Origin of the sequence: Vibrio vulnificus CMCP6 (assembly GCF_000039765.1) — a bacterium.
Lineage (GTDB): Bacteria > Pseudomonadota > Gammaproteobacteria > Enterobacterales > Vibrionaceae > Vibrio > Vibrio vulnificus_B.
The window spans coordinates 2810807-2835904 of sequence record NC_004459.3; the positions used below are offsets into that span (position 1 = coordinate 2810807).

Genomic DNA, 25098 nt, shown 5'->3' on the forward strand with positions numbered 1-25098 from the left:
TTATGACTCCGCTTTCTTTTAAGAACAAGATAATTGCGCTGATTATTGCCATTATCTCGCTCACCATCATCACCTCTTACTTTAGCGCTAACTATTTTATTAGCCGTTACATCCAAGACACTGACAGTAAAAACATCACGCATAATGTGGATCTGATTCAGCGCAAGCTGGAAAACGAACTGAACGGTAAATTGGCGCTGGCAAACAGTCTCAATTTCAGCATGATGGACATCAGTGAAACCAAGGAAAGCTCTGGTTTTGACAAGATCATTAAAATCGTCAATGGCTACGCATTTGATGACAGTGGAAACATGAGCGAGGAAGATGCTCAACAGTACATCAACCTGGCCGAGTCGCATGGTGATGCCACGGTAGTGAGCCCCGTGAGTATGCTCAATGGAGAACCTTCCATTACCTTTTCACTCAAACGTATTGATGATTCGGTTGATTTCTTTGTTCTCAATCTGGGTCAGTTTAGCCAAGTCATCGCCGATTATGCGGCAGAAGGCAGCTACGCTGAATTACTCGCCAATGGCAGCGTTATTTTTAGCAATAAACAAGGCAGCAACTTAACCCCCATCGCCCGACCAGTGGAATTTGCAGGCCAACGCTGGGAACTTATCGGCTACATCGATTTGGATAACATTCAGTCGAATACTGACCAACTCAACTGGATGATCACCCTCGCGCTCTTGGTGTGTGCCGCGGTCATCATCGTCTCCAGCGTCATTCTTTTGCAGGTTTCCTTTAAACCGCTTAGCCGCCTCAACTCGGTGGTGGCAGATCTTTCTCAAGGCAACGGCGACCTAACCCAACGTTTGGCCATTGAATCCAAAGACGAAATTGGCCAAATCTCTCACTCAATTAACCTGTTTATTGAAAAATTACAGCAGATGTTCATTGAAGTGGCCGATTCCTCTAAAGAAATCGACCACGCCGTCGTGAATTTGAGTGAACAGTCGCGATCAAATCTTCACACGCTCAATCAGCATACCCAAGAGACAGAACAGGCCATTACCGCGATTGAAGAGATGAGCGCCAGCGCTAATTCCATTTCGCAAAGCGCCGACAACGCCGCGCACCTGACAGAGACCACCACCCGTTATGCTGATGAGTCAAAACAAACGGTGACGGGTGCAGTGGAGAGCGTGAACGGATTGGTGACTCAAGTGGTGGCAATGTCAGACACCATTACGCGCATGAGTGATGATACCAAGCAAATTAGCACTGTCCTTCAGGTGATTGGTGATATCGCCGAGCAAACCAACCTACTCGCGCTCAACGCAGCGATCGAAGCGGCTCGCGCTGGTGAGCAAGGCCGAGGCTTTGCTGTTGTCGCAGATGAAGTTCGCGCATTAGCAGCGCGAACGCAGCAAAGTACCGCTCAAATTAACGAAATGCTGGCGAAGTTGAAAAACACAACCGAAAACGTGGTTAACGAGATGGGCTCCACTCGCACTCGTTGTGAAGAAACCGCAGAGCGAACCAACCATGTGATGGATTCACTGAATGTGGTCACCGACTCAGTCGCAGAGATCAATAACCTCAATACATTGATGGCAACATCGGCCATGGAGCAACGACAAGTGACACAAGAAGTGAGCAAAAACATGGCAGCGATTCAGGAAATCGTTCGCCTGCTCAACGAAAATGCGGCGCAATCGACCTCCATCAGCGATGAGTTACAAAACACCTCTCATGCGTTGACCGATGTAGTCGGCCGATTCCGCGTACAGTAGCGTCCCCCTCTCTTTCTTAAAGCCCCCTCCACCCGCATTAATGGTGGAGGGGGCTTTTTCTAATTTCCTGATTTCAAAGAAACTGTGCAGAGGTGCACATCATTTTGCATCTCCGTTCTCATTAACCACATTTTCTATGATGAAATTCTAACTTCATGATATTTTTCGTTAATCACATGTAGCATTTTTGATACATTTTCAGCTGTTAGTTGCGAGGCAGGTTCCATTTTTATTTGGAACAGCCTGTAAAAGGAACAGAAGCCCCATGTTAGATTATCTCGCGATGAACAGCATCGCCGCTCAAGATAAAGACATCGTCACCATACTCGATGAACTCTTCCAGCATTGTGTCGAGCGCTATCCCACATTCAGTCGTTTTTCGGTGGCGCTCCTCGGTGACAAAAAAGCCTCCAACTATTATGTGCAGGATCGCCTGCTCTCTAAGCAAACGTCCCAGCAGTTGGATTATGTCGATCATGAGTTGCGCATAGACTCTGCCCTTACTGGTCTTGCGTATAGCAACAGCATTCGTATCGTGGATAATTTGAGCACCATGGTGCAAACCGAGCGTGTCTCTCGTTTATTGAGCATCGGCCACCGTAGTAGCTATACCGTTCCACTGAACTACCGCAATAAAACTCTCGGCTTTATTTTTTACAACGCGGCGACATCAAGCTTCTTTTCAAACGACAATATTCAAAAAGATTTTGCCTTTCTTTCCAATCTTGTCGCGCACCTTTTTATTCATTTACATGAAAACCAAAAGCACTTTCAATCGGCCCTCTCCATTGCGCTGAACATGGGTCATGCACGCGATCCTGAAACCAAAGAACACCTCATTCGCATGGGTAAGATCAGTGAATTGCTGGCACGATTACTGGCCCATCAGAAACCCGAGATTACCCACCAATTCATCCATCGCATTCGCCTTTACGCGCCATTTCACGATATTGGTAAGTATAAAATCCCCGATCACATTCTCTTTAGCGATAAACGTTTTACTGCCGAAGAGCGTCAGATCATGAATATGCACACTATTTATGGGGAAGAGATGATTGAAGAAGTCATCCATTTGGCCAATGCTGAACTGGTTTCCGATGACGAAGTGGCTTTTATCAAACACATTGTTCGTCACCATCACGAAGCCTTTAATGGTGAAGGGTTGCCCGATCAACTCGCAGAACAATCCATTCCACTAGAAGCGCGAATTGTCACGCTGGCCGACGTGTTTGACGCACTACTGAGTCGCCGCGCCTATAAACCCGCGTGGTCGGTGGATGCGGTTATGGACTACATAAGAGCCAACACAGGTCGTCTGTTTGATCCTGAATGCGTTAGTGCCTTAATCGATAATTTGGAACAGTTCCTCGCCATTCGCGATAGGTATCTCGATCAAGAAGAACTCCCTAAAGGATGTGTGGCTTAACCTTGTGTTAAGCCATTTTCTATCCATGTAAAAGCGTATTTTCCCTCACTTTTTGTTTCTTTCTGCTTTCAGTTTTCGCTCTCACTTCATTAAAGCTTCATTTTTCTGCCATCTAGTTTGCACGTTTTTGCAACATTTCTCCGCCAGCATAGCTTCAAACGAAACAACATTAGTCTCGTACGAAAGCAAAAGGAACATTCAAATGAACAAGGTATGGGTTAACGGACTTCTCTGCGCTGCGGTGTCTAGCGGTTTTTCTGCAACAGCGTTTGCGACCACGGAAATTACTTGGTGGCACGCGATGGGCGGCCAACTGGGTGAAACGGTCAATCATTTAGCGACTGAGTTCAACGCCTCACAAAATGAATACAAACTGACACCGGTTTACAAAGGTTCGTACACCGAAACACTCACCGCGGGCATTGCCGCGTTTCGAGCGGGCCAAGCGCCCAACATTCTGCAAGTGTTCGATGCGGGTGCCGCGACCATCATCAACAGCAAAGGGGTAGCCAAACCTGTCCAAACGCTAATGATTGAGTCAGGCTACCCATTCAGCGCACAAGATTACATTGCTGGCGTACGCAACTTTTATGCTGATAGCCAAGGCAAAATGATTGGTATGCCTTTCAACAGCTCAACCCCTGTGCTGTATTACAACAAAGACATGCTGGCCGAAGTAAATGCCAAAGCACCGCAAACTTATGAACAGCTTGAGCAAGTCGCCGCGAAGTTGGCTTCAAAAGGCAAAGCTGGCTTTTCTCAATCGCTCACGCCTTGGATCATGTTTGAGAACTTCAAGTCTCGCCATAACTTGCCTCTGTCCGATCAACAAAACGGCTACCAAGCCCTTTCTACCAAAATCATGTTCAGCACCGACGACATGCTGATGCACGTGAAGAAGTTGAAAGAGTGGTCAGACAAAGGCTACTACAAGTATTACGGCAGTGATTGGGATGCGAACCAAACCCCATTTGAGCGTGGTGAAGTGGCAATGTGGATGGGCTCTTCTGGTTCATTTGGTGGCTTGCGTAATCGCGTGAAGTTTAACTTGGGCACAACGTATCTGCCTTACTGGGAATCCATCACACAAAAGCCGACTCACACCTTTATTGGAGGCGCAGCGCTGTTTGCCTTAAACGGCCATAGCTCCAAACAAGATAAAGGCGTCGCCGCTTTCTTTGATTACCTCACCAAGCCAGAAACACAAATGTACTGGCACAAAACCACCGGTTACGTCCCTGTTACGCAAGCCGCCTATGAACTGACGAAGCAATCTGGCTACTACCAAGAAAACCCAGATGCAGAAGTGGGGGTAAAACAGCTTAGCCTGCCCGATGGCGAGTGGACCAAAGGTTACCGTTTAGGCTACTACCCACAAGTTCGTGAAGTGATGCACCGTGAATTTGACAACATTTTCTCTGGCCGTTCGACGGTAGAAAATAGCTTAAACAAAGTGGAAAACGAAAGCGAAAAACTGCTTAACCGCTTTGCTCGTACCGTGCAATAACCCCTTTGCCGCCGGCTCTCTGGAGTCGGCGGCATTTTTTTATTTCCGTTTTACATAGAGAATGACCGTGGAACGCCGACAACACTTTTCCCACACTCCGCTCCCCTATCTGCTGCTGGCGCCGCAGATCGTGATCATCGGGGTGTTCTTTATCTACCCTGCCGCACAAGCCATTTACCTCTCGTTTATGTTGGAAGACCCATGGGGCCTCTCTTCCACTTTTGTTTGGTTTGAAAACTATCAACTGCTGTTCACATCGAGTGATTATTTGGAATCCTTAGGCTTTACCTTACTGTTTTCCGTGTTGGTTTCGTTTCTTTCGCTCGCGCTCGCGTTGTTGTTGGCGGTGAAAGCAGACAACATCATTCATGGCCAAGGCCCTTATCGCATCACCTTAACGTGGGTTTACGCTGTCGCCCCTGCCGTCGCGGGGATCATTGGCGGCTTTCTGTTTAACCCTCATATTGGCGTGTTAACGGATCTCTTCGAACGCCTTGGTTGGCAGTTTAGTTTTCAAACCGATCCCGTCGACGCCACAATTGCATTAGTGTTGGTTTCGGTGTGGAAACAGATTTCCGTCAACTTTGTCTACTTCTTAGCGGGGCTTCAGTCCATCTCTTACGCCGTGCGAGAAGCCGCACTGTTGGACTGCCAAAGCGACAACAAACGTTTTTGGACCATCACCTTTCCGCTACTTGCGCCAACGGGCTTTTTCCTTTTGGTGATCAACCTAACCTATGCCTTCTTCGAAACCTTCGGCGTGATTGACACCATGACCAATGGTGGGCCAGGCGGCAGCACCACATCATTAGTGTACAAGGTGTATCGCGATGGTTTTGTCGGTGCAGACCTTGGCGGTAGCTCCGCACAATCGGTCGTACTGCTGGTATTGGTGCTGCTGCTGACATGGCTGCAATTTCGTTTTGTCGAAAAACGCGTTCATTACTAGGGAGCAAGTATGAAAAGTAATCGACTCTCTGATCACTTAATTTTGATCGCTGGCGCACTCTTTATGTTGCTGCCACTTTGGCTGATCTTCGCCAGCTCTACCCACAACCCAAACACCATCGTCTCGGAAGGATTGCAATGGACGCTAGGAGACAATCTGCAAGCGGTTTACAGCGAGGCATGGAACAAAAGTTTGGGCTTTGCTAGTAATGTGACCGCTCATACCATGATCGTGAACTCTCTCATCATGGGGCTAGGTTTTGCGATTGGTAAAATCATTATCTCGATGATGGCAGCGTACGCACTGGTTTATTTTCGCCTACCCTATTCCACCGCGTGGTTTTGGCTGATCTTCATCACACTGCTGCTGCCGCTGGAAGTGCGTATCATCCCTTCGTATGAAGTGGTTTCTCGCTTAGGTATGCTCAATAGCTACACTGGTTTAGTGCTGCCTCTTATCGCCTCCGCCACTGCCACGTTTTTCTTTCGTCAATTTTTTAAAACCATTCCTGATGAACTGCTCGAGGCAGCACAACTTGACAATGCAGGGCCGATACGATTTTTTATCGATATTTTGTTCCCTCTGTCCAAAACCATGATGGCCGCCATCTTCATCATCATGTTTATCGTGGGTTGGAATCAATATCTCTGGCCGATCATGATGACCACCGATGAGCAGTACAACACCATCGTCATGGGCATCAAACAGATTCTCAATAACATCAATGAAACCAGCTTACCTCGTTATGACTACGCCTTTGCCATGGTGATCCTCGCCATGTTGCCACCTGTTTTGGTGGTGGTCATCTTCCAGCGTTGGTTTGTTAAAGGATTAGTAGAAAGTGAAAAATAATCAGAACTCCAATATTCATCCGATTCGCCGCTCAATTTCTGCGGAGCCGATAATGCTAGACATTCAACAACTGGTAAAAACATATGAAAATGGCCACCAAGCGGTAAAAGGTGTCGACCTGGCGATCCATCAAGGCGAATTTATTGTCTTAGTCGGCCCATCGGGATGTGGAAAATCGTCAATCTTGCGCTCTATCGCTGGATTAGAAGCGATCACCTCGGGAGAAATTCACCTTGCTGGTCGACGCGTCGATAACGAAAAGCCCGCCAACCGTGATATCGCCATGGTGTTTCAAAACTATGCGCTCTATCCGCATATGAGTGTGTACGACAACTTGGCGTATGGGCTGAAAAATCGTGGCGTCAGTAAAGCCACCATTGCGGAAAAAATTGCCAAAGTCGCCAAAACGCTCAAGATTGAAGAGTATCTCGATCGTAAGCCCGCCAAACTCTCTGGCGGCCAACGTCAGCGTGTGGCGATGGGACGAGCGATTGTTCGCGATCCGCAACTGTTCTTATTTGACGAACCCCTCTCCAACCTCGACGCGGCCTTGCGTGCTCACATGCGGCTGGAAATCAAAAAATTGCAGCGAGAGCTTGGCGTCACTAGCGTCTACGTCACCCATGATCAGGTGGAGGCCATGACCCTTGCCGACCGTATCGTGGTTCTCAAACAAGGTGAAATTGAACAAATTGGCACGCCCGCAGAAGTGTATCACCAACCCGCGAGCACTTTTGTCGCGAGTTTCATTGGTAGCCCTGCGATGAACTTCCTAGCTGCCTCAATCCGTGACGGGAAATTGCAATTGGCGGGAAAACAGTGGTCAGTACCATACGATGCCAACTTAAACTGCAACACACTCACGTTGGGCATTCGCCCCGAACACGCCTCACTACAACCCGTCGACGATGCCATCGAGCTGAGTATCAACATCCAAGTGGTTGAACCCTTGGGCCCAAATCAATTGGTGCATGGCAAAATTAATGGTGAGTATGGTGATGAAGACTTTATTGCGGTTACCGCAGAAATGCCGCTGACCATCGGTGACAATCTGCCAATTTGGGTACGCGTTGAACAGTTGCATCTCTTTGATGAACAAGAAAAACGCATTCCGATCTCAGCTCAATCGCCGTCTGTCGATACGCGTCAGCAACAGAGACAACAGCAATGAGGCTGGCAGTGAGCTTATCCACTCGACAAAAACAGATCCTCGCGTATTTGCAGCAAACCCATGGGGTACTTTCCAGTGCCCTGCTTTCTGAGCGTTTTGATGTGTCGGTGCAAACCATTCGCAAAGATATGAATGACTTGAGCGATAAAGGCATGGTGCGTCGTGTGCATGGAGGCATCTCACTCCCCAGCGCCAATGACAATCTCTCTTTTACCAATCGCGATCTAATCAATCTCTCCGCCAAGCAGCGTATCGCGCAAAAAGTGGCGCTTGAATTGCCAGAAGGCAGCAGCATTTTCTTAGGCATTGGCACCACACCTAAACAGGTTGCGCAGGCCTTGTTGGATCACCCAGGTTTAACGGTGGTGACCAACAATCTCAACGCCGCACTGACACTCAGTCGCAACCCCAACATCACCTTGCATCTTGCTGGAGGATTGGTGCGACACTCTGACGAAGATACGGTTGGCGAAGTGACCACACGTTTTTATCGCCGCTTCAACATCAAAATTGGCATCTTCGGCGTCGGTGGCATGACACACAATGGGCAACTGCTCGACTTCACCCCCGAAGAAGCGAATCTCACTCGCGCCATCATTGAATGCAGCGAGCAATGCTGGTTGGTTGCAGACAAAAGCAAATTAGGGCGCTATGCTCCGGTAGTAAGCGGTGAACTGTCTGAAATGCAAAAGCTTTTTGTGGATGAAATCACACCCGAGTTTCTTCAGCTGTGTCAGGATCACCAAGTTACGCTCATCCCTTCTCGATGAGGTGTGATTGAATTAAGGAAACCCAATGCCTCCAATGATTGTCGGCCACCGTGGTGTGGCTGGTTCTTACCCTGAAAATACCCGAGTTAGCGTCCAAGCCGCGATTGATCTTGGCCTAAGCTGGGTTGAAATAGATGTACAACCGACCAAAGATAATGTGTTGGTCGTCTGCCACGATCATACGATTGATCGCTGCAGTAACGGCAAAGGCCGTGTCGATGCCTACAGTTTGAAGGAACTGCAAGCGTTCGATTTTGGAGGATGGTTCGATGAAGCATTTACTGGCGAACCAATCATGACCTTGGAATCGTTGCTCAATCTGGCGGCAGAATACGATTTAGGGCTCAATATCGAAGTGAAAGTCGACAACCACGATGTGGCTGAAGTGGCTTTGAATCTGAAAAACCTTTTGGATAAAAGCCCCCTGACCGCCGATAAAATTCTGCTCTCGAGTTTTAGTCACGACATCATCTTACAGCTTCATCAGCACTGCCCTGGTTACAAGCTCGGCGTGCTCAGTGAGCGATTGTCCCAACGAGACCGGCAAGTGCTCAAAGAAGTCAACGCATTTAGTTGCAACCTCAACTACCGCTGGATCACAGAAAAACACATTCGCGATTTAAAAACAGGCGGATATCAAATTTGGTGCTATACCGTTAATCAGGCAGATAAGTTCCGCTATCTCGACAAAGTGGATGCCATCTTCTCTGACTATCCCGAACGTTTTATCTAGCGTTCTCCCCTATCGAACCACTCGTTTTCGGATGAGTGGTTTCAAAACATGACCTTACTGTGAACGTTTAAACAGAATTTACCTATCAAAGGAATAGAGACAACGAATTAGATAAAACCCTACATAAGACATAGGATTAGTTTCATCAAGGTGCAGCACTCGTCGTCAACTGATTCTTCGGCGCTCTGACACCTCCCTTAGAATAATGCGACCGACAAGGAGCAACACATGGAACACAAACCTACCCACACCAGCGGCCAATGCCCAGTAATGCATGGCGGCGCCACTTCTTCAAACTCATCCAATGTCGCTTGGTGGCCAAAGGCCCTCAATCTCGACATCCTTCATCAACATGACCGTAAATCCAACCCAATGGGGGCTGATTTCAGTTACCGTGAAGAGCTCAAAAAACTGGATGTTGAAGCACTGAAACGCGATCTCAAAACGCTGATGACTGACAGCCAAGATTGGTGGCCTGCAGACTGGGGACACTACGGCGGTTTGATGATCCGTATGGCGTGGCACTCAGCTGGCTCTTATCGTGTGGGTGATGGCCGTGGTGGTGCGGATACCGGTAACCAACGTTTTGCTCCGTTGAACTCTTGGCCTGATAACGCCAACCTTGATAAAGCGCGACGTCTACTTTGGCCAATTAAGCAAAAGTACGGCAACAAAATTAGCTGGGCTGATTTGATGATCCTTGCCGGTAACATGGCGTACGAATCAATGGGTCTGAAAACCTTTGGTTTTGCCTTCGGTCGTGAAGACATCTGGCATCCAGAAAAAGACATTTACTGGGGTGCAGAGCAAGAATGGTTAGCGCCATCTGGTGCAGAAAACAGCCGCTACTCTGGTGAACGCGACCTAGAAAACCCGCTCGCTGCTGTGATGATGGGCCTCATTTACGTCAACCCTGAAGGTGTAGATGGTAATCCCGACCCACTAAAAACAGCCAAAGACATGCGTGTGACTTTTGCTCGCATGGGGATGAACGATGAAGAAACGGTCGCGCTGACGGCGGGTGGTCACACGGTTGGTAAAGCACACGGTAACGGCAACGCAGCAAACTTAGGTGCCGATCCAGAAAGTGCGGATTTGGAAGAGCAAGGCCTAGGTTGGAACAACCATAAGTCGCGCGGCATTGGTCGCGACACGGTGACCAGTGGTATTGAAGGCGCATGGACGACAAACCCAACACAATGGGATAACGGCTTCTTCCATCTGCTATTTAGCTACGATTGGTGGTTACAGAAGAGCCCAGCAGGTGCTTGGCAATGGGAACCAGTGAACATCAAAGAGGAAGACAAACCGGTTGATGTGGAAGATCCAACGATTCGCCACAACCCCATCATGACCGATGCAGACATGGCGCTGAAACTGGACCCAGAGTACCGTAAGATTTCTGAGCGATTCCACAAAGATCCCGCTTACTTCTCTGAAACCTTCGCTCGCGCCTGGTTTAAGCTGACTCACCGCGACATGGGACCAAAAGCTCGCTACTTTGGCCCAGATGTCCCTGCAGAAACGTTGATTTGGCAAGATCCAGTTCCGACTGGTCGTAAAGACTACGACGTAGATGCAGTGAAAGCGAAAATCATCGCCAGTGGTTTGAGCATCGGCGAAATGGTTTCAACCGCATGGGATAGCGCACGCACTTTCCGCAACTCAGATAAACGCGGTGGTGCCAACGGTGCTCGTATTCGACTTGCGCCACAGAAAGATTGGTTAGGCAACGAACCAGAAAAACTCGCGAAAGTGCTTAATGTCCTTGAAGCAATTGCCTCTGAGTTCAACATCAGTGTTGCAGACACCATCGTGCTTGCAGGTAATGTGGGTGTTGAGCAAGCCGCGAAAGCCGCTGGTATTGCAATCACCGTTCCGTTTGCAGCAGGTCGCGGCGATGCCACCATTGAGCAAACCGATGTGGAATCTTTCGACGTCCTTGAGCCGATTGCAGATGGCTTCCGCAACTGGCAGAAACAACACTATGCGGTCAACCCTGAAGAATTGCTGCTGGATCGAGCTCAATTGTTAGGTTTAAGCGCCCCAGAGATGACGGTATTGATTGGTGGTTTGCGTGTACTAGGTACAAACCATGGCGGTACTAAGCACGGTGTGTTTACCGACAATGTCGGTGCACTAAGTAATGACTTCTTTGTGAACTTGACAGACATGCGTTACACCTGGAAGCCAACCGGTCGCAATTCTTACGACATCGTCGAGCGTAACAGCGGCAATGTGAAATGGACAGCTACTCGTGTTGACTTAGTGTTTGGTTCCAACTCTATCTTGCGTGCTTACGCTGAAGTGTACGCTCAAGATGACAACAAAGAGAAATTCGTGAAAGACTTTGTGGCCGCTTGGACTAAAGTAATGAACGCGGATCGCTTCGATATCTAATCGAATCACTTATCAGACTTGCACTCAAAGCCCCTTAGCTTACATGCTCGCTAGGGGGCTTTTTTTATGAAAACTTACTGCGAAACGCAAAATAGACGGCGCCAACCAAACACAAACCAGCCCACAGGTAATCTAGTTTCAGTGGTTCACGTAAATAGAACACAGAGAACGGCACAAAAACCATCAAGGTAATCACTTCTTGTAGAATTTTAAGCTGGCCTACATTGAGTGCAGTGTATCCAATGCGGTTCGCGGGTACTTGGAGAAGGTATTCAAAAAGTGCGATCCCCCAACTCACCAATGCTGCAATAATCCATGGTTTATTGTTCAACTCTTTGAGATGGGCGTACCAAGCAAATGTCATAAAAATATTGCTACAAATTAACAAGCCAACACTAACAACAATAGGGTTCACTTCTACTCTCGCCCACAAAAATTCGTTTAGATAAACTTTATCTAAATACCAACGAAAAACGGGTGCTCTTTCGAGCACCCGTTTAGTATTCTTCTCGTGGTTAAACCACAAGTAAAATAAGCTTAGATAACTGTAACGTTAGAAGCTTGTGGGCCTTTTTGACCTTCTTCAACGTTGAAGCTTACTTTCTGACCTTCAGCAAGAGTTTTGAAGCCTTCAGAAACGATAGCACGGAAGTGTACGAATACATCTTTGCCGCCGTTGTCTTGAGAAATAAAACCAAAACCTTTAGTCTCGTTGAACCATTTTACTGTACCAGTCATTTTACCAGACATAGTGACCTCTATTAAAAATTTACATTAAACATTTCTGGCTATTACAAGTGCATGAATGGTCTATCGAGAGAAAGTTTACGCAGGTTTAACGAGGTATATCGAGAACTAACTGAGAAGGAACTTTTACTTAATCTAACACATGCACTCTTTGTAAGAGCTGAGCAACACTATACTTGGTTCTTGGAAAAGAACAAGTGTTTTTAACAAAAAGAATGAAATCGTTTACCTTTGGCTATCTTACCGCCAGATAAGAAAATTATTTTTTCTGTAATTACTGTCGTTTTGTCTCGTTACAATCTCATTTTTGCTTTAAACAAAAAGGCCATATCTATTTATTCCTTTGAAAACAGCATGATAATGAATGACATATGAGTTTAAACTTCACTAGAGTGCAAGTTAAATAGGAGCGAACACAAGCAATAGAACATTCTTTCTTCAATTTGGTCACTTAAACAACACATAGAAGATTTAAGATCACTAAATAGAACATATCACCCTCATTAACTTGCCGCTAACTGGGCGATAACATAAAATCTTTTGACTGCTTTAAGAGGAATATGTCAGGGAATGACTTTCGTACTTGATCTCAGAACTTTGTGTGTGATCACAGCGGCTATTTGTTTGTCTTATGGCGTTGGCCTCGCGCTGTTCAATCGCGCCCACATTAAACGCCACAATCTTATGACGTTTGTTTGTGCCTTAACGCTCATTGGCATGGCCACGGCTTTGATTGGCTTGCGAGGGGTCGTTAGCGACTTTTTCTCAATCGTCGCGGCTAATGTGATGCTGTATACCGGTTTTTCGTTTTTTCTGTATGGATTCAGTCAGTTTAGGCAAATCAACAATCGCTTCAGTGCCCTTTCCTTTGCCCTCATTGTTCCACTCACTTTATCGTTTATTTACTTTACTTATCTTGCCCCATCACTCAATGCTCGGCTGATTATCATCTCATCATTTTTATCTTTGACGCTTTATATGACGGCGTACAATGTACATCGAGGCTCTGCCAATGACACTCGCTTGCCCGTGAATGTGATTGTCACGTCTTTTTGCATTGTCGGCACTATTGAGCTCATCCGAGCGATCAACTTTATTCTTGTTCCAGAGGATCGTTTCTTTAATGCATCTCAGCCCAGTATTTACATTCTCCAGTTGTCGTACCTACTCGGTACGCTGAATGTCACCATCACTGCTTTTAGCTTAGTTTGGCTGATCAACGAACGTTTGCTGACGTCATTACAAGAAATGTCGCTCAAAGACAACCTCACAGGATTCTTTAATCGTCACGGGCTTGAACAAAAACTGCCAGCACTGATTTCGTCTGCACAACATCGGCAGCAACCATTGATTGCGATGATGTGCGATATTGACCACTTCAAACTGGTTAATGACACTTATGGCCATCAAGAAGGCGATATTATTTTGCAACGCTGCGCCGAAGCAATTCGAGCGCAACTACCACAACAGCATTTAGCGTTTCGATATGGTGGCGAAGAGTTTCTGATCATTTTGTCGCAATACGAACTGGTCCGTGCTAAGCAGCTCGCTGAAACGATTCGAATGACGATAGAACAAAGCCAGTTTGTGCAACTCCCAGAAAGGCATTTAACCATGAGTTTTGGCCTAACAGAGCTCAGTACACTGGATAATGTAGAAAGCATGGTAAAAAGAGCGGATCAAGCGCTCTATCTGGCGAAGTCTCAAGGTAGAAACCAAGTAGTGGTTCATCAGTAGGCAGCAATTTATTAAGCGGAAGCTTACGGGGCAGGAAGAAATAAACCTAAAGCAGGCAATTGAAATGCTTATCACGCTATGGAACGCAGAAACGACAAAGCCCGCTCATTTGAGCGGGCTTTGCGTTTGTTCTAAAAGAACGAATATGGTGCGTCCAAGTGGACTCGAACCACCGACCCCTACCATGTCAAGGTAGTACTCTAACCAACTGAGCTATGGACGCTTTACGCACTGTTCTCGACTAACCATTCTTTTGAATGGTGCGTCCGAGTGGACTCGAACCACCGACCCCCGCCATGTCAAGGCGATACTCTAACCAACTGAGCTACGGACGCATCTCGTGAGAACGAGGAGGATATTAACCAGTGACGGTGTTAGGCGCAAGCATATTTTTGCCCTTTTAGTGCCGTTTGCTCTATTCCTAATCTTTTTGCTCTGTTTTTAGCCTTTTTCACTTTTAGTGATTTGATCTAATTCACATTTCATGGCGTGACAAGCTTGAGCACTTTGCGTTTATTCAATTGGAGCTGGGTGATCTCTGTCGCCCAATATTGATCGATCAACCGCTGCAATAAGCCACTTTGCTCCGCTTTGAGCAGCGCTCTCTCCAGCAATGCTTTATGCTGCTTTGCTCCTTCACTTAAGTAAAAACGAAAATCACGCTGATAAATAAGCAGCAAGTGCTGTTCGATTTCCAACTGAGGATTGAGTCTCGATTCGGCCATTACCTCGTTTACACCACGCGGGAAATAGTTAATGGCCCCTTGAGTTGAGAGTTTGTTATACAGCATTCGCCACTCACCATCTTGCTCATAAAATGGCAAATCATTGTGCAACCACACATCGGCATCGTACCACGCATAACCAAGCCCAGCCGTTAACCCACTTTGACGTAACTCATCAAGGCTATTGATTGAGTCATATTGGGGCTGAGCGCCTTTGGGAATAAGCAAAACGCGTTTACCAATCAAGCCATTGGTGACGGGCGCATTTACATAAGTGTATTGTGCATCTCTCTCTTTTGTTTGCAGTAACCACATCAAAGAAAGCTGGTTATTCTCCACCATCTTGACTAAGCGTTTTTGTGGAATGTGCTCAAAAGGCGTTTTGATGGTTAGCTTTACGCCAATGCTATCGAGCGATTGGCGCAATAACTCATGGTAAAAAAGATGGGAGCCATCGAGTTGGGTGGGAAGAACTAAAGTCAAGGTTTTGGGCTGAGCGGCCACGGCTGAAAAGTGAAACACGAACAACGCTATCGCAAACCATCTCATAGAACGCCCTCATTCTTATCCTTATATACAATATAGGTCGTTTTGGGCTATCTAGGGATGAAAGATCAATCATCCTCATCCACATCAAACACCACATTGTAGTTTTCGGTGTAGGTGCAGTTTGGCTGACGGCTACAGGTGAAAAAGCGCCGCCCTTTGAATTCTCCCTGGGAAGCAATTTTGATGATCATCGGACTGCCGCACTTTTTACAAAAGCGCACTTCTTTGTCTGGTTCAATCAAATCGATATGCGCGGCGAGCAAGCGTCTTAATCGTCCCACTTGATAACTGTGCTTAATCGACGTACCAATCAGTGGGATATTGGCGGTTTTGCACACTTGCATCAGTAACTTTTCCCGCTCAACTTTGACTTTGTTGAGCTCTTTACCGTTATCCAGTTCAATGATCACACGTGGCTCAAACGTACGAGGGTCGCAAATCACATAGTCAAAATACATACGTGAAATACGGTTGCTGGCGATAAACAACTGCTTTTTGCTATTGATATCGCGTGGCGCAACCACATTACTCATATTCACTTTGGCAAACACAACACCATGTTCGCCAACCGCGGTTTTCAATGCATTGAAAAATGCCACTTCATGCCCTTTCAACACCGAGCCTTTCGAACGATAGGCATATTCCTTGGTATCATCCTGTTTGACGACGTATTTCTGTATTACGAAAAAAAACAAAATCAGTAGCGCGACAATAATAAAGATATTCGTCATCGGTTAATTACACTCAAAACATAGCCTTACTTGTTAAATACACTATGTGTAAACCGGATTGATGACAAGTGAAAACCCACCCAAGCTAGGCTCGGGTGTTACTACTTTGGTAGAGTTCACGTTTCAGATTGATTTAGATCAAGCAATCATGGCGAAGCACTGATTACAGTGAGTTTGGTTAATGAATTGTTAACCAAAGACATATTCAGATAAAAGACAGGGATGTAGGAGATAAATCATGGAGTTGAAACAAGATCCACGCTGTTACACCGATGTGTGTATCGAAGGAAAGTGGTATCACTACGATCATTGCGGCACCACAGCGTATATGTTGAAAGGTGGTTGTTCAGAAGAGATTCAGCTCTCGCGCGAACCTAGCACCGAAAGTGAGTTGATTGAGCTACTAATGATGAGATGATTGAACGACGCCTATGCTGGGCGTCGTTAAACATTGGCCAATAGACACGAATCCCACTTTGCTAGCGATATTTACCCACGATGCTTTGATAGAAGGTTTGATTCTCATCATTGCTGGTGTGTTTTAGTGCATCAATGGCTTGCTGCAATGCTCTCACTGAAGCACCATCAACATCTTTGTTAAACGCATAATAGAGCTCCCCTTCTTGCAGAACATACACAGGTTCAAAATCCGCAGAGTTGAATCCACCTTTGGATATCCACCATTTCGCGACATTTTCTTCATAAGCCCAAAGATCGATCCGCCCTTTGTAAAGTTGCTCCGCCAAAGTAGAGGCATAGGAGCTCTCTTGCATTGAGTTACGCGGGACGCCTAGTTCAAGTAGGAGCTGTTCACCAACATCATCACGAATCACACCGATACGATATTGAATCAGGTCATTAGGGCGCTTAATAGAAATCTGCGCGCTTTTCTTAGCCATGACAACAATACGAGTGGCACTGATCGGCCCTACCCAATTGAACAAGTTTTCTCTCAATTTGGTGCGCGTGGTCGAAAAAAGCACCGTGTCTTTATTGATCAGCACGGTACGGTATGCTCTAGCCCAAGGTTGGACGGAAATGTCTTCTTTAGCGACAGGTTGCGTTGCCCTTGCCGTTGCTGCGACCAACAAGTCCACAGCGATGCCGTGCAGTTCACCATTTTCGGTAAAGTTATAAGGCGGGTATTCTTCTGTCAGATAAGTGATCGATTGAAGATCCGATTTCGCTATCGCGACTGCTGCCAACAAGGATGCAAATAGAAACAAAATTGAACGGAACATAACGCCCCCTAATTGTGATCCCTTGCAAGTAAATGTAGTCTTGAATTGACACATCTACCAACAAGGAATCACAACGCCACCTGTAAATTCAAAGTTGAGCGTCAGGCTGATTTTCGGGCTTAGCGAGATCGAATGCGGGCAGTTGATTACAAGCGGCGACGACGGCATTGATGGTTGGATACGGTGTCATGTTTACGCCAAAACGGAGCGCGTTATACACCTGAGGGACCAAACATATATCGACGATACTTGGACTAGAACTGACGCTAAAAACACACTCGCCATAGTGTTTACGGTGAGTCAATAGCTTCTCTTCCACCGCTTTAAAACCCATATGAATCCAATGATGCACCCACAAACGTTTTTGCTCTTCATCCACCTCCAAACTGCCTTCAAGATACTGCAGGACCCGAAGATTATTCAGAGGATGGACATCAATCGCGATGTCTTGCGCCAACGCCAACGCTTGATACTTGAGTGGCCCCATAGACGGGATCACTTGAGTCGATGAATAGTTATCATCGAGATACTGAATGATAGCCAATGACTGATTGAGTACCAGATCCCCATCCACCAACACGGGCACCAGCTCATTGGGGTTCAGAGCATGATAATGCGCGAGATGCTGCTCTCCGCCATTTTTCACTAAATGAATCGAGTGGTTTTCATAGCGGAGCTGCTTCAGGTTTAAGCAGATCCTCACGCGATAGGCGGCAGACGATCGCCAATAACCATAGAGTTTAAGACTTGTCTCCATACCAACCTCATTTATGCTGATAACGACTCACTTGTTGTTCAATCGCACCAAAAATAGATTGCCCTTGCGCATCAAACATTTCTAAGCGAATAGAATCGCCAAAACGCATAAATGACGTGCTGGCTTGACCATCACGAATTGTTTCAATCATACGAATTTCGGCAATGCACGAATAACCAACACCACCTTCTTCAATCGACGTGCCGTGATCGGTTCCTTGCTTATTCGACACCGTACCAGACCCGATGATGGCCCCTGCAGACAGCGGACGCGTCTTTGCCGCGTGCACAATCAGATCGGCAAAATCAAAGGTCATATCTACGCCGGCATTCGGTTTGCCAAACGGTTTATGGTTGTAGGTTGAGATCAGCGGCAGATGAAGTTTGTTTTCATACCAGGCTTCACCCAGTTCATCCAAAGTAACGGCGACGGGAGAAAACGCAGAAGAGGGTTTGGATTGAAAGAAGCCAAAGCCTTTGGCGAGTTCAGCAGGGATCAGGCCACGCAACGAAACATCATTCACCAGCATCACGAGACGAATCGCGTCTTCTGCTTGCGCAAAACTGGCCCCCATTGGCACGTCACCTGTGATCACCGCCACTTCACCTTCAAAATCAATGCCCCACTCTTCACTGGCAAATTCAATGTTGTCACGTGGTGCGATAAAGGCGTCGGAGCCCCCTTGGTACATGAGCGGGTCTGTCCAAAAACTTTCTGGCATTTCAGCACCGCGGGCTTTGCGCACTAATTCCACGTGATTGACGTATGCAGAGCCATCGGCCCACTGATAAGCACGAGGTAACGGTGAATGGACTAAGGTCTCTTCGAACGGTAAGCTTCCCGTCACCTCGCCTTGATTGAGCGCTTGATAAAGCTCTTTCAGCTTTGGCTCGCACACAGACCAATGATCCAGTGCAAGCTGCAATGTCGGTGCAATGTCGGTCGCGGAAACATAACGGCTCAAATCGCGACTAACGACGATCAACTCACCATCGCGATGCTCATTCTTCTTGGTTGCTAATTTCATCTCTCTTCCCTTCTCAAACCTTGCTGTTCTGTCGTCCGTATTATTTTTGATTTTCACGCCAACTGTAGACGTATTCTTTGTTTTCTACACTGTCGAGCTCTTGTGCAAACGTTAATGCATGGCGCGTATCAATCATCACCGCGACTTCGTCGGTGAACTTTTTCTTATACTCTTGGCCAGCTTTGAATGCCTTAGGATGCGGCCCGTGGGTAAAGCCTGCCGGGTGAAACGTCACCATGCCTGCTTCAATGTTGTCGCGGCTGAAAAAATCCCCCGCATGATAGAACAACACTTCATCATAATCGTCGTTGTTGTGATAAAACGGCACTTTCAACGCGCCAGGGTCACTTTCGATAGGACGCGGCACGAAGGTGCAAACAACAAAGCCGTTCCCAACAAAGGTGGTGTGTGCCGACGGTGGCAAGTGATAACGATGAGACATCAATGGGCGTATATCGCGCCAGTTCAGTTTCACTACGGAGAGATCACCATGCCAACCTATGGCATCCAATGGATTGAATGGGTAAGTAATCACGCTCACACTGTCGTGGCGTTTCACTTCCACACGCGTCTCTTGCTCTGAGTATTGCGCTTTGAACTGGTCGTTAATCGACGGCGTTTCAAGTACCGCAGGGTCAAATACCGCATGATTACCAACTAACCCTTTCTCTGGCAGTGAATACGCCGCATCGGTGTTTTCAATCATCAAAATAAACATCGCCTCTGACGGCTCCAAGCGCCAGTTGGTTGAACGCGGGATCATCACGTAATCCCCTTCTTCTACTGACAAATGGCCATAGTCACAGTAAAGGTCGGCCTTACCTTGATGGATAAAGAGCAGCTCGTCGCCATCGGCGTTTCGCGCCAGAAATTCCATTTTAGTTTGGGTTTTCCAGACTCGAACTTTACATTCGTGATTGTGAAGCAAATGCGGCACACTCCAAGGAGAAGCTTGATTGGCGCTGGTCACGCGAGTGAAATCAAACGCTCTCGGTCTTAAATCGCCTTGCCAATCGGTCCAGCCTGTTGGGGCATGTTGATGATGAAAATGCGCAGCGGGGCCAAAGAACCCACTACGCCCCGCTTCACGTTCGTAAATCGCCTCTTCAGGAAAATCGGCATGTGCCTGCTTGGAGCAGACACCTTCCCGATGAGGAAAGGTGATCCATTTATGCATTATTGAGTACTCCACGGCGAATTTGATCTTCTTCTATCGATTCGAATAGCGCTTTGAAGTTACCTTCGCCAAAACCTTCATTGCCTTTACGCTGAATGATTTCAAAGAAGACAGGCCCGATAACCGTCTGAGTAAAGATCTGTAGCAAAATGCCATCTTTTAGCGGTGCACCATCGATCAGGATGCGTAAATCACGCAATCGAGACACATCTTCTTTGTGCCCTTCAACACGGCTATCTACTTTGTCGTAATAGGTATCCGGCGTGGGCATAAAGTCCATACCTCGGTCGCGCAGCGTTTGAACCGTTTGGTAGATGTCGTCCGTGGTGAGCGCGATGTGTTGAATGCCTTCACCATTGTACTCACGAATGAACTCTTCGATTTGTGACTTATCGTCCGAAGATTCATTGATTGGGATACGAATTTTGCCACATGGTGCGGTCATCGCTCGGCTCACCAGACCGGTGAGTTTCCCTTCAATATCGAAATAACGAATTTCACGGAAATTACCAATACGCTCATAGAATCCCGCCCAAGTATCCATGTTGCCGCGTTTTACGTTGTGGGTAAGGTGGTCAATTTCATATAGGCCAACATCCGACTTCGCTAGGCGCTGAGCGGCGTCATCATAAAAACGAAAATCGACATCGTAGATACTCTGCTTACCATAGCGATCGACAAAATAGAGCAAGCTGCCACCAATGCCATACACAGCAGGGATACTCAGCTCCATCGGCCCGATTTCTGTTTTGTATTCTTCTGCGCCATTGGTTAATGCGTGCTTAAGTGCTGACGCAGCATCCTGCACTCGAAATGCCATCCCACATACTGAAGGTCCATGAACTTTTGCAAACTCCTCAGCCTGACTGTGCGGCTGAGCATTAACGACAAAGTTGATATCGCCCTGGCGATATAGCCAAGCTTCTTTCGAGCGATGCTTGGCGACTTCTGCAAAGCCCAGCGAGGAAAACAAATGCTTAAGCTGCTCGATACCTGTGTTATCTGCGGCGGTGTATTCGACAAACTCAAATCCGTCTGTGCCCAGTGGGTTGATTGCATCCACCATGACTTTCTCCTTTTAGACTGCTTTTTATTTTGGTTAACACTTTGTTAACTTGAACCAGAGTCAGAAGAATTGGAATAGCGCCTGTCTACTCAAGAAAAACTCATTCCCCCCGCAAAAATGTAAAGCATTTGTTACACCACAAACCAATAACCATAATTTGACACAAAAGCGTCCCATTCCCTCTTCGATTACCCCTTTGCGTTGTACGAGCCAATTTACACACCAATCGCAAATGTAAATTTTATGTTAACCAATGACTGGTGGTTATTTTTTCGCTGTTTAAAACGTCATTATTGTGTCAGTCAGTCCGTTTATTTGATTCAACGCAGTTTTATTGTCTGCCAACTATGCACAATGGAGCATTCTGTTCCTACACGGGCGCTGCCCACAGCAAAAGAGAGATCAGCCGAATGATTCCAGTAAACCAAGAACGTCTTATCGAGCATTTTTGTCAGTTAGTGCGTATCGACAGTGAGTCGATGAATGAAAAAGCGATTGCCGAAGCGCTGGCTGAACAGTTGGGCGACATGGGTTTTACCGTGCACAAACTGCCTGTGCCAGAGCACATCTCCAATGGCTTTAACGTCTATGCACGCCTAGAGGGTGAGCTTGAAGGTTCCATCTTGTTAAGCTGTCACATGGATACCGTGGCGCCGGGCAATGGCATTGAGCCTGTGATTGAAGATGGCATTATCCGTTCAAAAGGAAACACCATTCTTGGTGGTGATGACAAATCAGGCATCGCCGCCATTATGGAAGCGGTCCGTCTGTTGAAAGAGCAGAATCAACAGCACAAAACCATTGAGCTTGCCTTTACTGTGCATGAAGAAGGCGGGCTGTTTGGTTCCGAATATTTTGATATGAGCTACGTCACTGCTCAGCAAGCGATTGTACTGGATACCGGTGGCCCAATTGGCTCTATTGTCACGGCGGCACCTGGCCAACAGAAAATCGTCGCCACGATTAAAGGCCGCCCTGCCCACGCAGGTTTGGCACCAGAAGAAGGCATCAGTGCCATTATGGTTGCCGCCGATGCCATCAATCAAATGAAGTTGTTGCGTATTGACGCGGAAACGACCGCCAACATTGGCACGGTTCACGGCGGTCAGGCAACAAACATCGTCATGCCAGAGTTGAAAATTGTCGCGGAAGCTCGCTCACTCAATGCAGAAAAGCTCGATGCGCAAGTCGAGCACATGATCACGACTTTTGAGCGTGTCGCCGAAAAACATGGTGCGGAAGTGGAGATTGAGTCCAGCCGTGCTTACAACGCGTTTGTGCTTAGCGATGACCATCCTCACGTCGTGGAAATTAAGCAAGCTTTTGCGGACATTGGTGTAGACGCCATAACCAAAGGCACTGGAGGCGGTAGTGATGCTAATAACTTCAATGCCAAGGGTTTAACGACGGTCAATCTGTCAACCGGCATGTCAAAAGTACACACCACGGAAGAGTTCATTGCCATTGCGGACATGGTCAAAATCACCGAGTTTTTGACTCACTACTTAGCCAAGTAATCTCTTTGACGCACTGGCCCTGCCAGTGCGTTTTCTCTGTTGTTTGTTTCCTCTCCTATTTTTTCTCTCGGACCCAAGTTCTGATCACCCATTGCGTTGAAAGTTTTTTAGATCTCGCAAAGCCATGAAACGAGAGCTTATCTTTCATATATTTATCGATAATCATCACATTTAGTTGCTATTCAAATGATTACTATGCATTTGGTTTTAATTAATAACGTGATAATCAAATGAAAAAGACCCTGTTAACCAGTGCAATAGCGCTCTCCCTGACTTTTCCAGCCCTCGCCGCGAATGGCGATATCCATAACGTTACTATTCTCGGCACATCCGATCTTCACGGCCATTTTATGCCTTGGGACTACGCTGCGGACAAACTCAATATGAGCGGCAGCCTGAGCCAAATCGCCACCAAAGTAAAAGCGATTCGCCAAGAACAAAATAACGTCATCTTGGTCGATGCAGGTGACACCATTCAAGGCAACTTTGTCGAAACGTTTAAAGAAGAGCCGATCGATCCAATGATGCTCGGCTTCAATGAGATGAACTATGACGTTTGGGTATTAGGCAATCATGAGTTTGATTTTGGCTTGAACGTGCTTAATCGCTCTCTCACCCAATTCAAAGGCACCTCTCTGGCAGGTAACATTCAACGCCCTGATGGCAACCCTTTTTTGCCGGGTTACACCATCATTGAGCGTGGTGGGATAAAAATCGGCGTGATCGGAATGGACACCCCCATGACGCAAGTCTTCGCTGAAGGAACCAATCGCCTTGAAGGGATGACCTTCACCAACCCGACGCTGGAAGTGAAAAAAATCGTCAAGCAGATTGAGGGCAAAGTCGATGCGATTGTACTAGTTGCCCACATGGGCCTCGACAATGAAAATGACATCGCAGACACCGGTGTCACCGACATTGCCAACGGCAACCCTGAGCTCGATGCCATTGTGGCCGGCCACATGCATACGCGCATTGATAAAGCCGTGGTCAATGGCGTCATCATCACCGAGCCCGACAAATATGGCCGTGCGCTGTCACGCATTGACTTGCAGTTTGAAGAACAAAATGGCCAGTTCACCTTGATCAACAAAGACAGCTACACCTACAAGATCAAAGGCGTCGATTCGGATGACAAGATGGAATCGCTCTACGAACCGTATCACAAGCGTCTGCGTGAAATGGCCAACCGCGAAGTGGCGCAGCTTACTGGCGTGAATTTAGTACCAGAAAACGACATTCGTGGTATCCCGCAAGTGCATGTTCAAGACTCAGGGATCAGTGCACTTTTCCAAGAAGCGAGTTTTTTCTACGCACCTCAAGCCAACGTCATTGCACTGCAAATTGACAATGACAACGCCAAGTTGGACGTAGGCCCAATCAAAGCTAAAGACATCGCATACAACTACCAATATGCGGGTGGCGAGATCACGGTTTATCAAATGACGGGCAAAGAGTTGAAGCAGTACATGGAGTGGTCTGCTGGTTACTTCAATTCTGTGCAAGCGGGGGATGTGACATACAGCTTTAATCCTGAAAGACGCGCCTCAAAGTACTCAACCAACGACTTCTTCGCGGGCGTCACCTACACCATCGACTTAACTCAGCAAGCAGGCCAACGCATTACTGATCTCAAGTTTGCCGATGGTAAACCCGTGTTAGACGACAGCGAGATTCGCCTCGGCATGAATAGCTACCGTATGGGCCATTTGACCAAAAAAGGCGGCGTATTAGAGGGCCAAACCTTCCCTGTTCTGTTTGATACCGAAGCAAAATACGGTGAAGAACAAGGCACCATCCGAAATCTCACCATTCGCTACCTCACCGAGCAGAAACAGGGACAATACGTCGGCCAACCGATGCAACGTTGGAAACTCTCTGGTTTGCAGGGGTTTGAGAAAGAAGGGGCGATCGTCAAACAGTTGATCAACGAAGGCAAAATCGATGTACCTGCCAGTGAAGATGGTCGCTACACCAACATAGCTTCAATAAATGTCAAAGCACTGGTGTTCACCAATCCACAGGCTAAAAACGAAGCCATTACTTCTCGCCTTGCTAAAATTGAGGAAGCGAATCCTACGGAGAAACAACATCTTAAGCGCGAGTTGATCCTCATCGAAGCACTGAACCCATAAACCACATCTGTGCACCTCTTGGTAGGTGCACATTTTTTCTCTCGCAAAATTGTCACAATAAAATTCCCTTCCGCGCGCTTTTGCCTGTCGACATCACAAAAAAAATAGGATAGGTTTAGATGTATAGACGTCTAAAAGAGAT

Annotated in this window: 22 protein-coding genes and 2 tRNA genes; 13 read left to right on the plus strand and 11 right to left on the minus strand. The window is 47.0% G+C overall.

From position 1 onward, the window contains the following. Positions 1-2 precede the first annotated feature (2 nt). From VV1_RS13095 to katG, 9 genes are all read left to right on the plus strand, one after another. Positions 3-1739 carry a methyl-accepting chemotaxis protein gene (locus VV1_RS13095; RefSeq protein WP_011080585.1) on the plus strand — a complete coding sequence of 579 codons (1737 nt, stop codon included), beginning with the start codon at positions 3-5 and terminating at the stop codon, positions 1737-1739. A gap of 265 nt (positions 1740-2004) precedes the next feature. Further along, entirely contained in the window at positions 2005-3165 is a 1161-nt protein-coding gene (locus tag VV1_RS13100) for an HD-GYP domain-containing protein (protein ID WP_011080586.1), read from the plus strand. 202 nt (positions 3166-3367) lie between these two features. Further along, positions 3368-4672: an extracellular solute-binding protein gene (locus VV1_RS13105; RefSeq protein ID WP_011080587.1), complete on the plus strand. Its 1305-nt coding sequence runs from the start codon at positions 3368-3370 to the stop codon at positions 4670-4672. A 67-nt stretch (positions 4673-4739) separates the two neighbouring features. Next, positions 4740-5621, plus strand: coding sequence for an ABC transporter permease subunit (locus VV1_RS13110; protein ID WP_011150143.1), 882 nt, complete (start codon positions 4740-4742; stop codon positions 5619-5621). Positions 5622-5630: 9 nt separating this feature from the next. Continuing rightward, complete coding sequence (gene ugpE / locus VV1_RS13115) at positions 5631-6473, plus strand: sn-glycerol-3-phosphate ABC transporter permease UgpE (protein ID WP_011080589.1); 843 nt, start codon at positions 5631-5633, stop codon at positions 6471-6473. Continuing rightward, positions 6463-7644 carry a sn-glycerol-3-phosphate import ATP-binding protein UgpC gene (locus tag VV1_RS13120; protein WP_011080590.1) on the plus strand — a complete coding sequence of 394 codons (1182 nt, stop codon included), beginning with the start codon at positions 6463-6465 and terminating at the stop codon, positions 7642-7644. The genes ugpE and VV1_RS13120 overlap by 11 nt, the downstream gene beginning before the upstream one ends. Further along, positions 7641-8414, plus strand: a complete 774-nt coding sequence (locus tag VV1_RS13125; protein WP_011080591.1) for a DeoR/GlpR family DNA-binding transcription regulator — start codon at positions 7641-7643, stop codon at positions 8412-8414. Before VV1_RS13120 ends, VV1_RS13125 begins: the two co-directional genes overlap by 4 nt. A gap of 25 nt (positions 8415-8439) precedes the next feature. Next, the gene (locus tag VV1_RS13130; RefSeq protein ID WP_011080592.1) at positions 8440-9147 is read left to right on the plus strand and encodes a glycerophosphoryl diester phosphodiesterase; all 708 of its coding nucleotides are present in this window, start codon (positions 8440-8442) and stop codon (positions 9145-9147) included. Between the two features lie 228 nt (positions 9148-9375). Next, the gene (gene katG, locus VV1_RS13135) at positions 9376-11547 is read left to right on the plus strand and encodes a catalase/peroxidase HPI (protein ID WP_011080593.1); all 2172 of its coding nucleotides are present in this window, start codon (positions 9376-9378) and stop codon (positions 11545-11547) included. A gap of 64 nt (positions 11548-11611) precedes the next feature. Here the strand turns inward: katG and VV1_RS13140 are convergent, their stop codons facing one another. Both VV1_RS13140 and cspE read right to left on the minus strand, forming a co-directional pair. After that, on the minus strand, positions 11612-11962 hold the full coding sequence (locus VV1_RS13140) for a DMT family protein (protein ID WP_043921104.1): 351 nt from the start codon (positions 11960-11962) through the stop codon (positions 11612-11614). Between the two features lie 122 nt (positions 11963-12084). Beyond that, complete coding sequence (cspE, locus tag VV1_RS13145) at positions 12085-12297, minus strand: transcription antiterminator/RNA stability regulator CspE (RefSeq protein ID WP_011080595.1); 213 nt, start codon at positions 12295-12297, stop codon at positions 12085-12087. Positions 12298-12864: 567 nt separating this feature from the next. Here cspE and VV1_RS13150 point away from each other — a divergent pair. Then, a complete protein-coding gene (locus tag VV1_RS13150) occupies positions 12865-14031 on the plus strand; it encodes a GGDEF domain-containing protein (protein ID WP_043921039.1) in 1167 nt (388 codons plus the stop codon). Between the two features lie 146 nt (positions 14032-14177). Here the strand turns inward: VV1_RS13150 and VV1_RS13155 are convergent. The 4 genes from VV1_RS13155 to VV1_RS13170 all read right to left on the minus strand — a co-directional run bounded on the left by VV1_RS13155 (position 14178) and on the right by VV1_RS13170 (position 16036). After that, positions 14178-14254: transfer RNA gene (locus tag VV1_RS13155), tRNA-Val, on the minus strand. Between the two features lie 35 nt (positions 14255-14289). Further along, positions 14290-14366: transfer RNA gene (locus VV1_RS13160), tRNA-Val, on the minus strand. Between the two features lie 147 nt (positions 14367-14513). After that, positions 14514-15305 carry a hypothetical protein gene (locus tag VV1_RS13165; protein WP_011080597.1) on the minus strand — a complete coding sequence of 264 codons (792 nt, stop codon included), beginning with the start codon at positions 15303-15305 and terminating at the stop codon, positions 14514-14516. 65 nt (positions 15306-15370) lie between these two features. Further along, on the minus strand, positions 15371-16036 hold the full coding sequence (locus VV1_RS13170) for a DUF2726 domain-containing protein (protein ID WP_011080598.1): 666 nt from the start codon (positions 16034-16036) through the stop codon (positions 15371-15373). A gap of 238 nt (positions 16037-16274) precedes the next feature. On the opposite strand from VV1_RS13170, the gene VV1_RS13175 reads away from it, so the two are divergent. Beyond that, positions 16275-16454, plus strand: a complete 180-nt coding sequence (locus tag VV1_RS13175) for a hypothetical protein (RefSeq protein WP_011080599.1) — start codon at positions 16275-16277, stop codon at positions 16452-16454. Positions 16455-16515: 61 nt separating this feature from the next. Here VV1_RS13175 and VV1_RS13180 read toward each other — a convergent pair whose 3' ends face one another. The 5 genes from VV1_RS13180 to hppD are packed head-to-tail and all read right to left on the minus strand — an operon-like array spanning position 16516 to position 21304. Then, the gene (locus VV1_RS13180) at positions 16516-17331 is read right to left on the minus strand and encodes a substrate-binding periplasmic protein (RefSeq protein ID WP_011080600.1); all 816 of its coding nucleotides are present in this window, start codon (positions 17329-17331) and stop codon (positions 16516-16518) included. 34 nt (positions 17332-17365) lie between these two features. Next, positions 17366-18034: a maleylacetoacetate isomerase gene (maiA, locus tag VV1_RS13185; RefSeq protein WP_011080601.1), complete on the minus strand. Its 669-nt coding sequence runs from the start codon at positions 18032-18034 to the stop codon at positions 17366-17368. A 7-nt stretch (positions 18035-18041) separates the two neighbouring features. Continuing rightward, positions 18042-19061 carry a fumarylacetoacetate hydrolase family protein gene (locus VV1_RS13190; protein WP_011080602.1) on the minus strand — a complete coding sequence of 340 codons (1020 nt, stop codon included), beginning with the start codon at positions 19059-19061 and terminating at the stop codon, positions 18042-18044. 40 nt (positions 19062-19101) lie between these two features. Next, positions 19102-20238 carry a homogentisate 1,2-dioxygenase gene (locus VV1_RS13195; RefSeq protein ID WP_011080603.1) on the minus strand — a complete coding sequence of 379 codons (1137 nt, stop codon included), beginning with the start codon at positions 20236-20238 and terminating at the stop codon, positions 19102-19104. Further along, a complete protein-coding gene (gene hppD / locus VV1_RS13200) occupies positions 20231-21304 on the minus strand; it encodes a 4-hydroxyphenylpyruvate dioxygenase (protein ID WP_011080604.1) in 1074 nt (357 codons plus the stop codon). Before hppD ends, VV1_RS13195 begins: the two co-directional genes overlap by 8 nt. 410 nt (positions 21305-21714) lie before the next feature. On the opposite strand from hppD, the gene VV1_RS13205 reads away from it, so the two are divergent. After that, positions 21715-22821 (plus strand): M20/M25/M40 family metallo-hydrolase, encoded by a 1107-nt coding sequence (locus VV1_RS13205; protein ID WP_011080605.1) that lies wholly within the window; start codon positions 21715-21717, stop codon positions 22819-22821. Between the two features lie 230 nt (positions 22822-23051). Continuing rightward, positions 23052-24956, plus strand: a complete 1905-nt coding sequence (locus VV1_RS13210; protein ID WP_011080606.1) for a bifunctional metallophosphatase/5'-nucleotidase — start codon at positions 23052-23054, stop codon at positions 24954-24956. Positions 24957-25098: the final 142 nt, after the last annotated feature.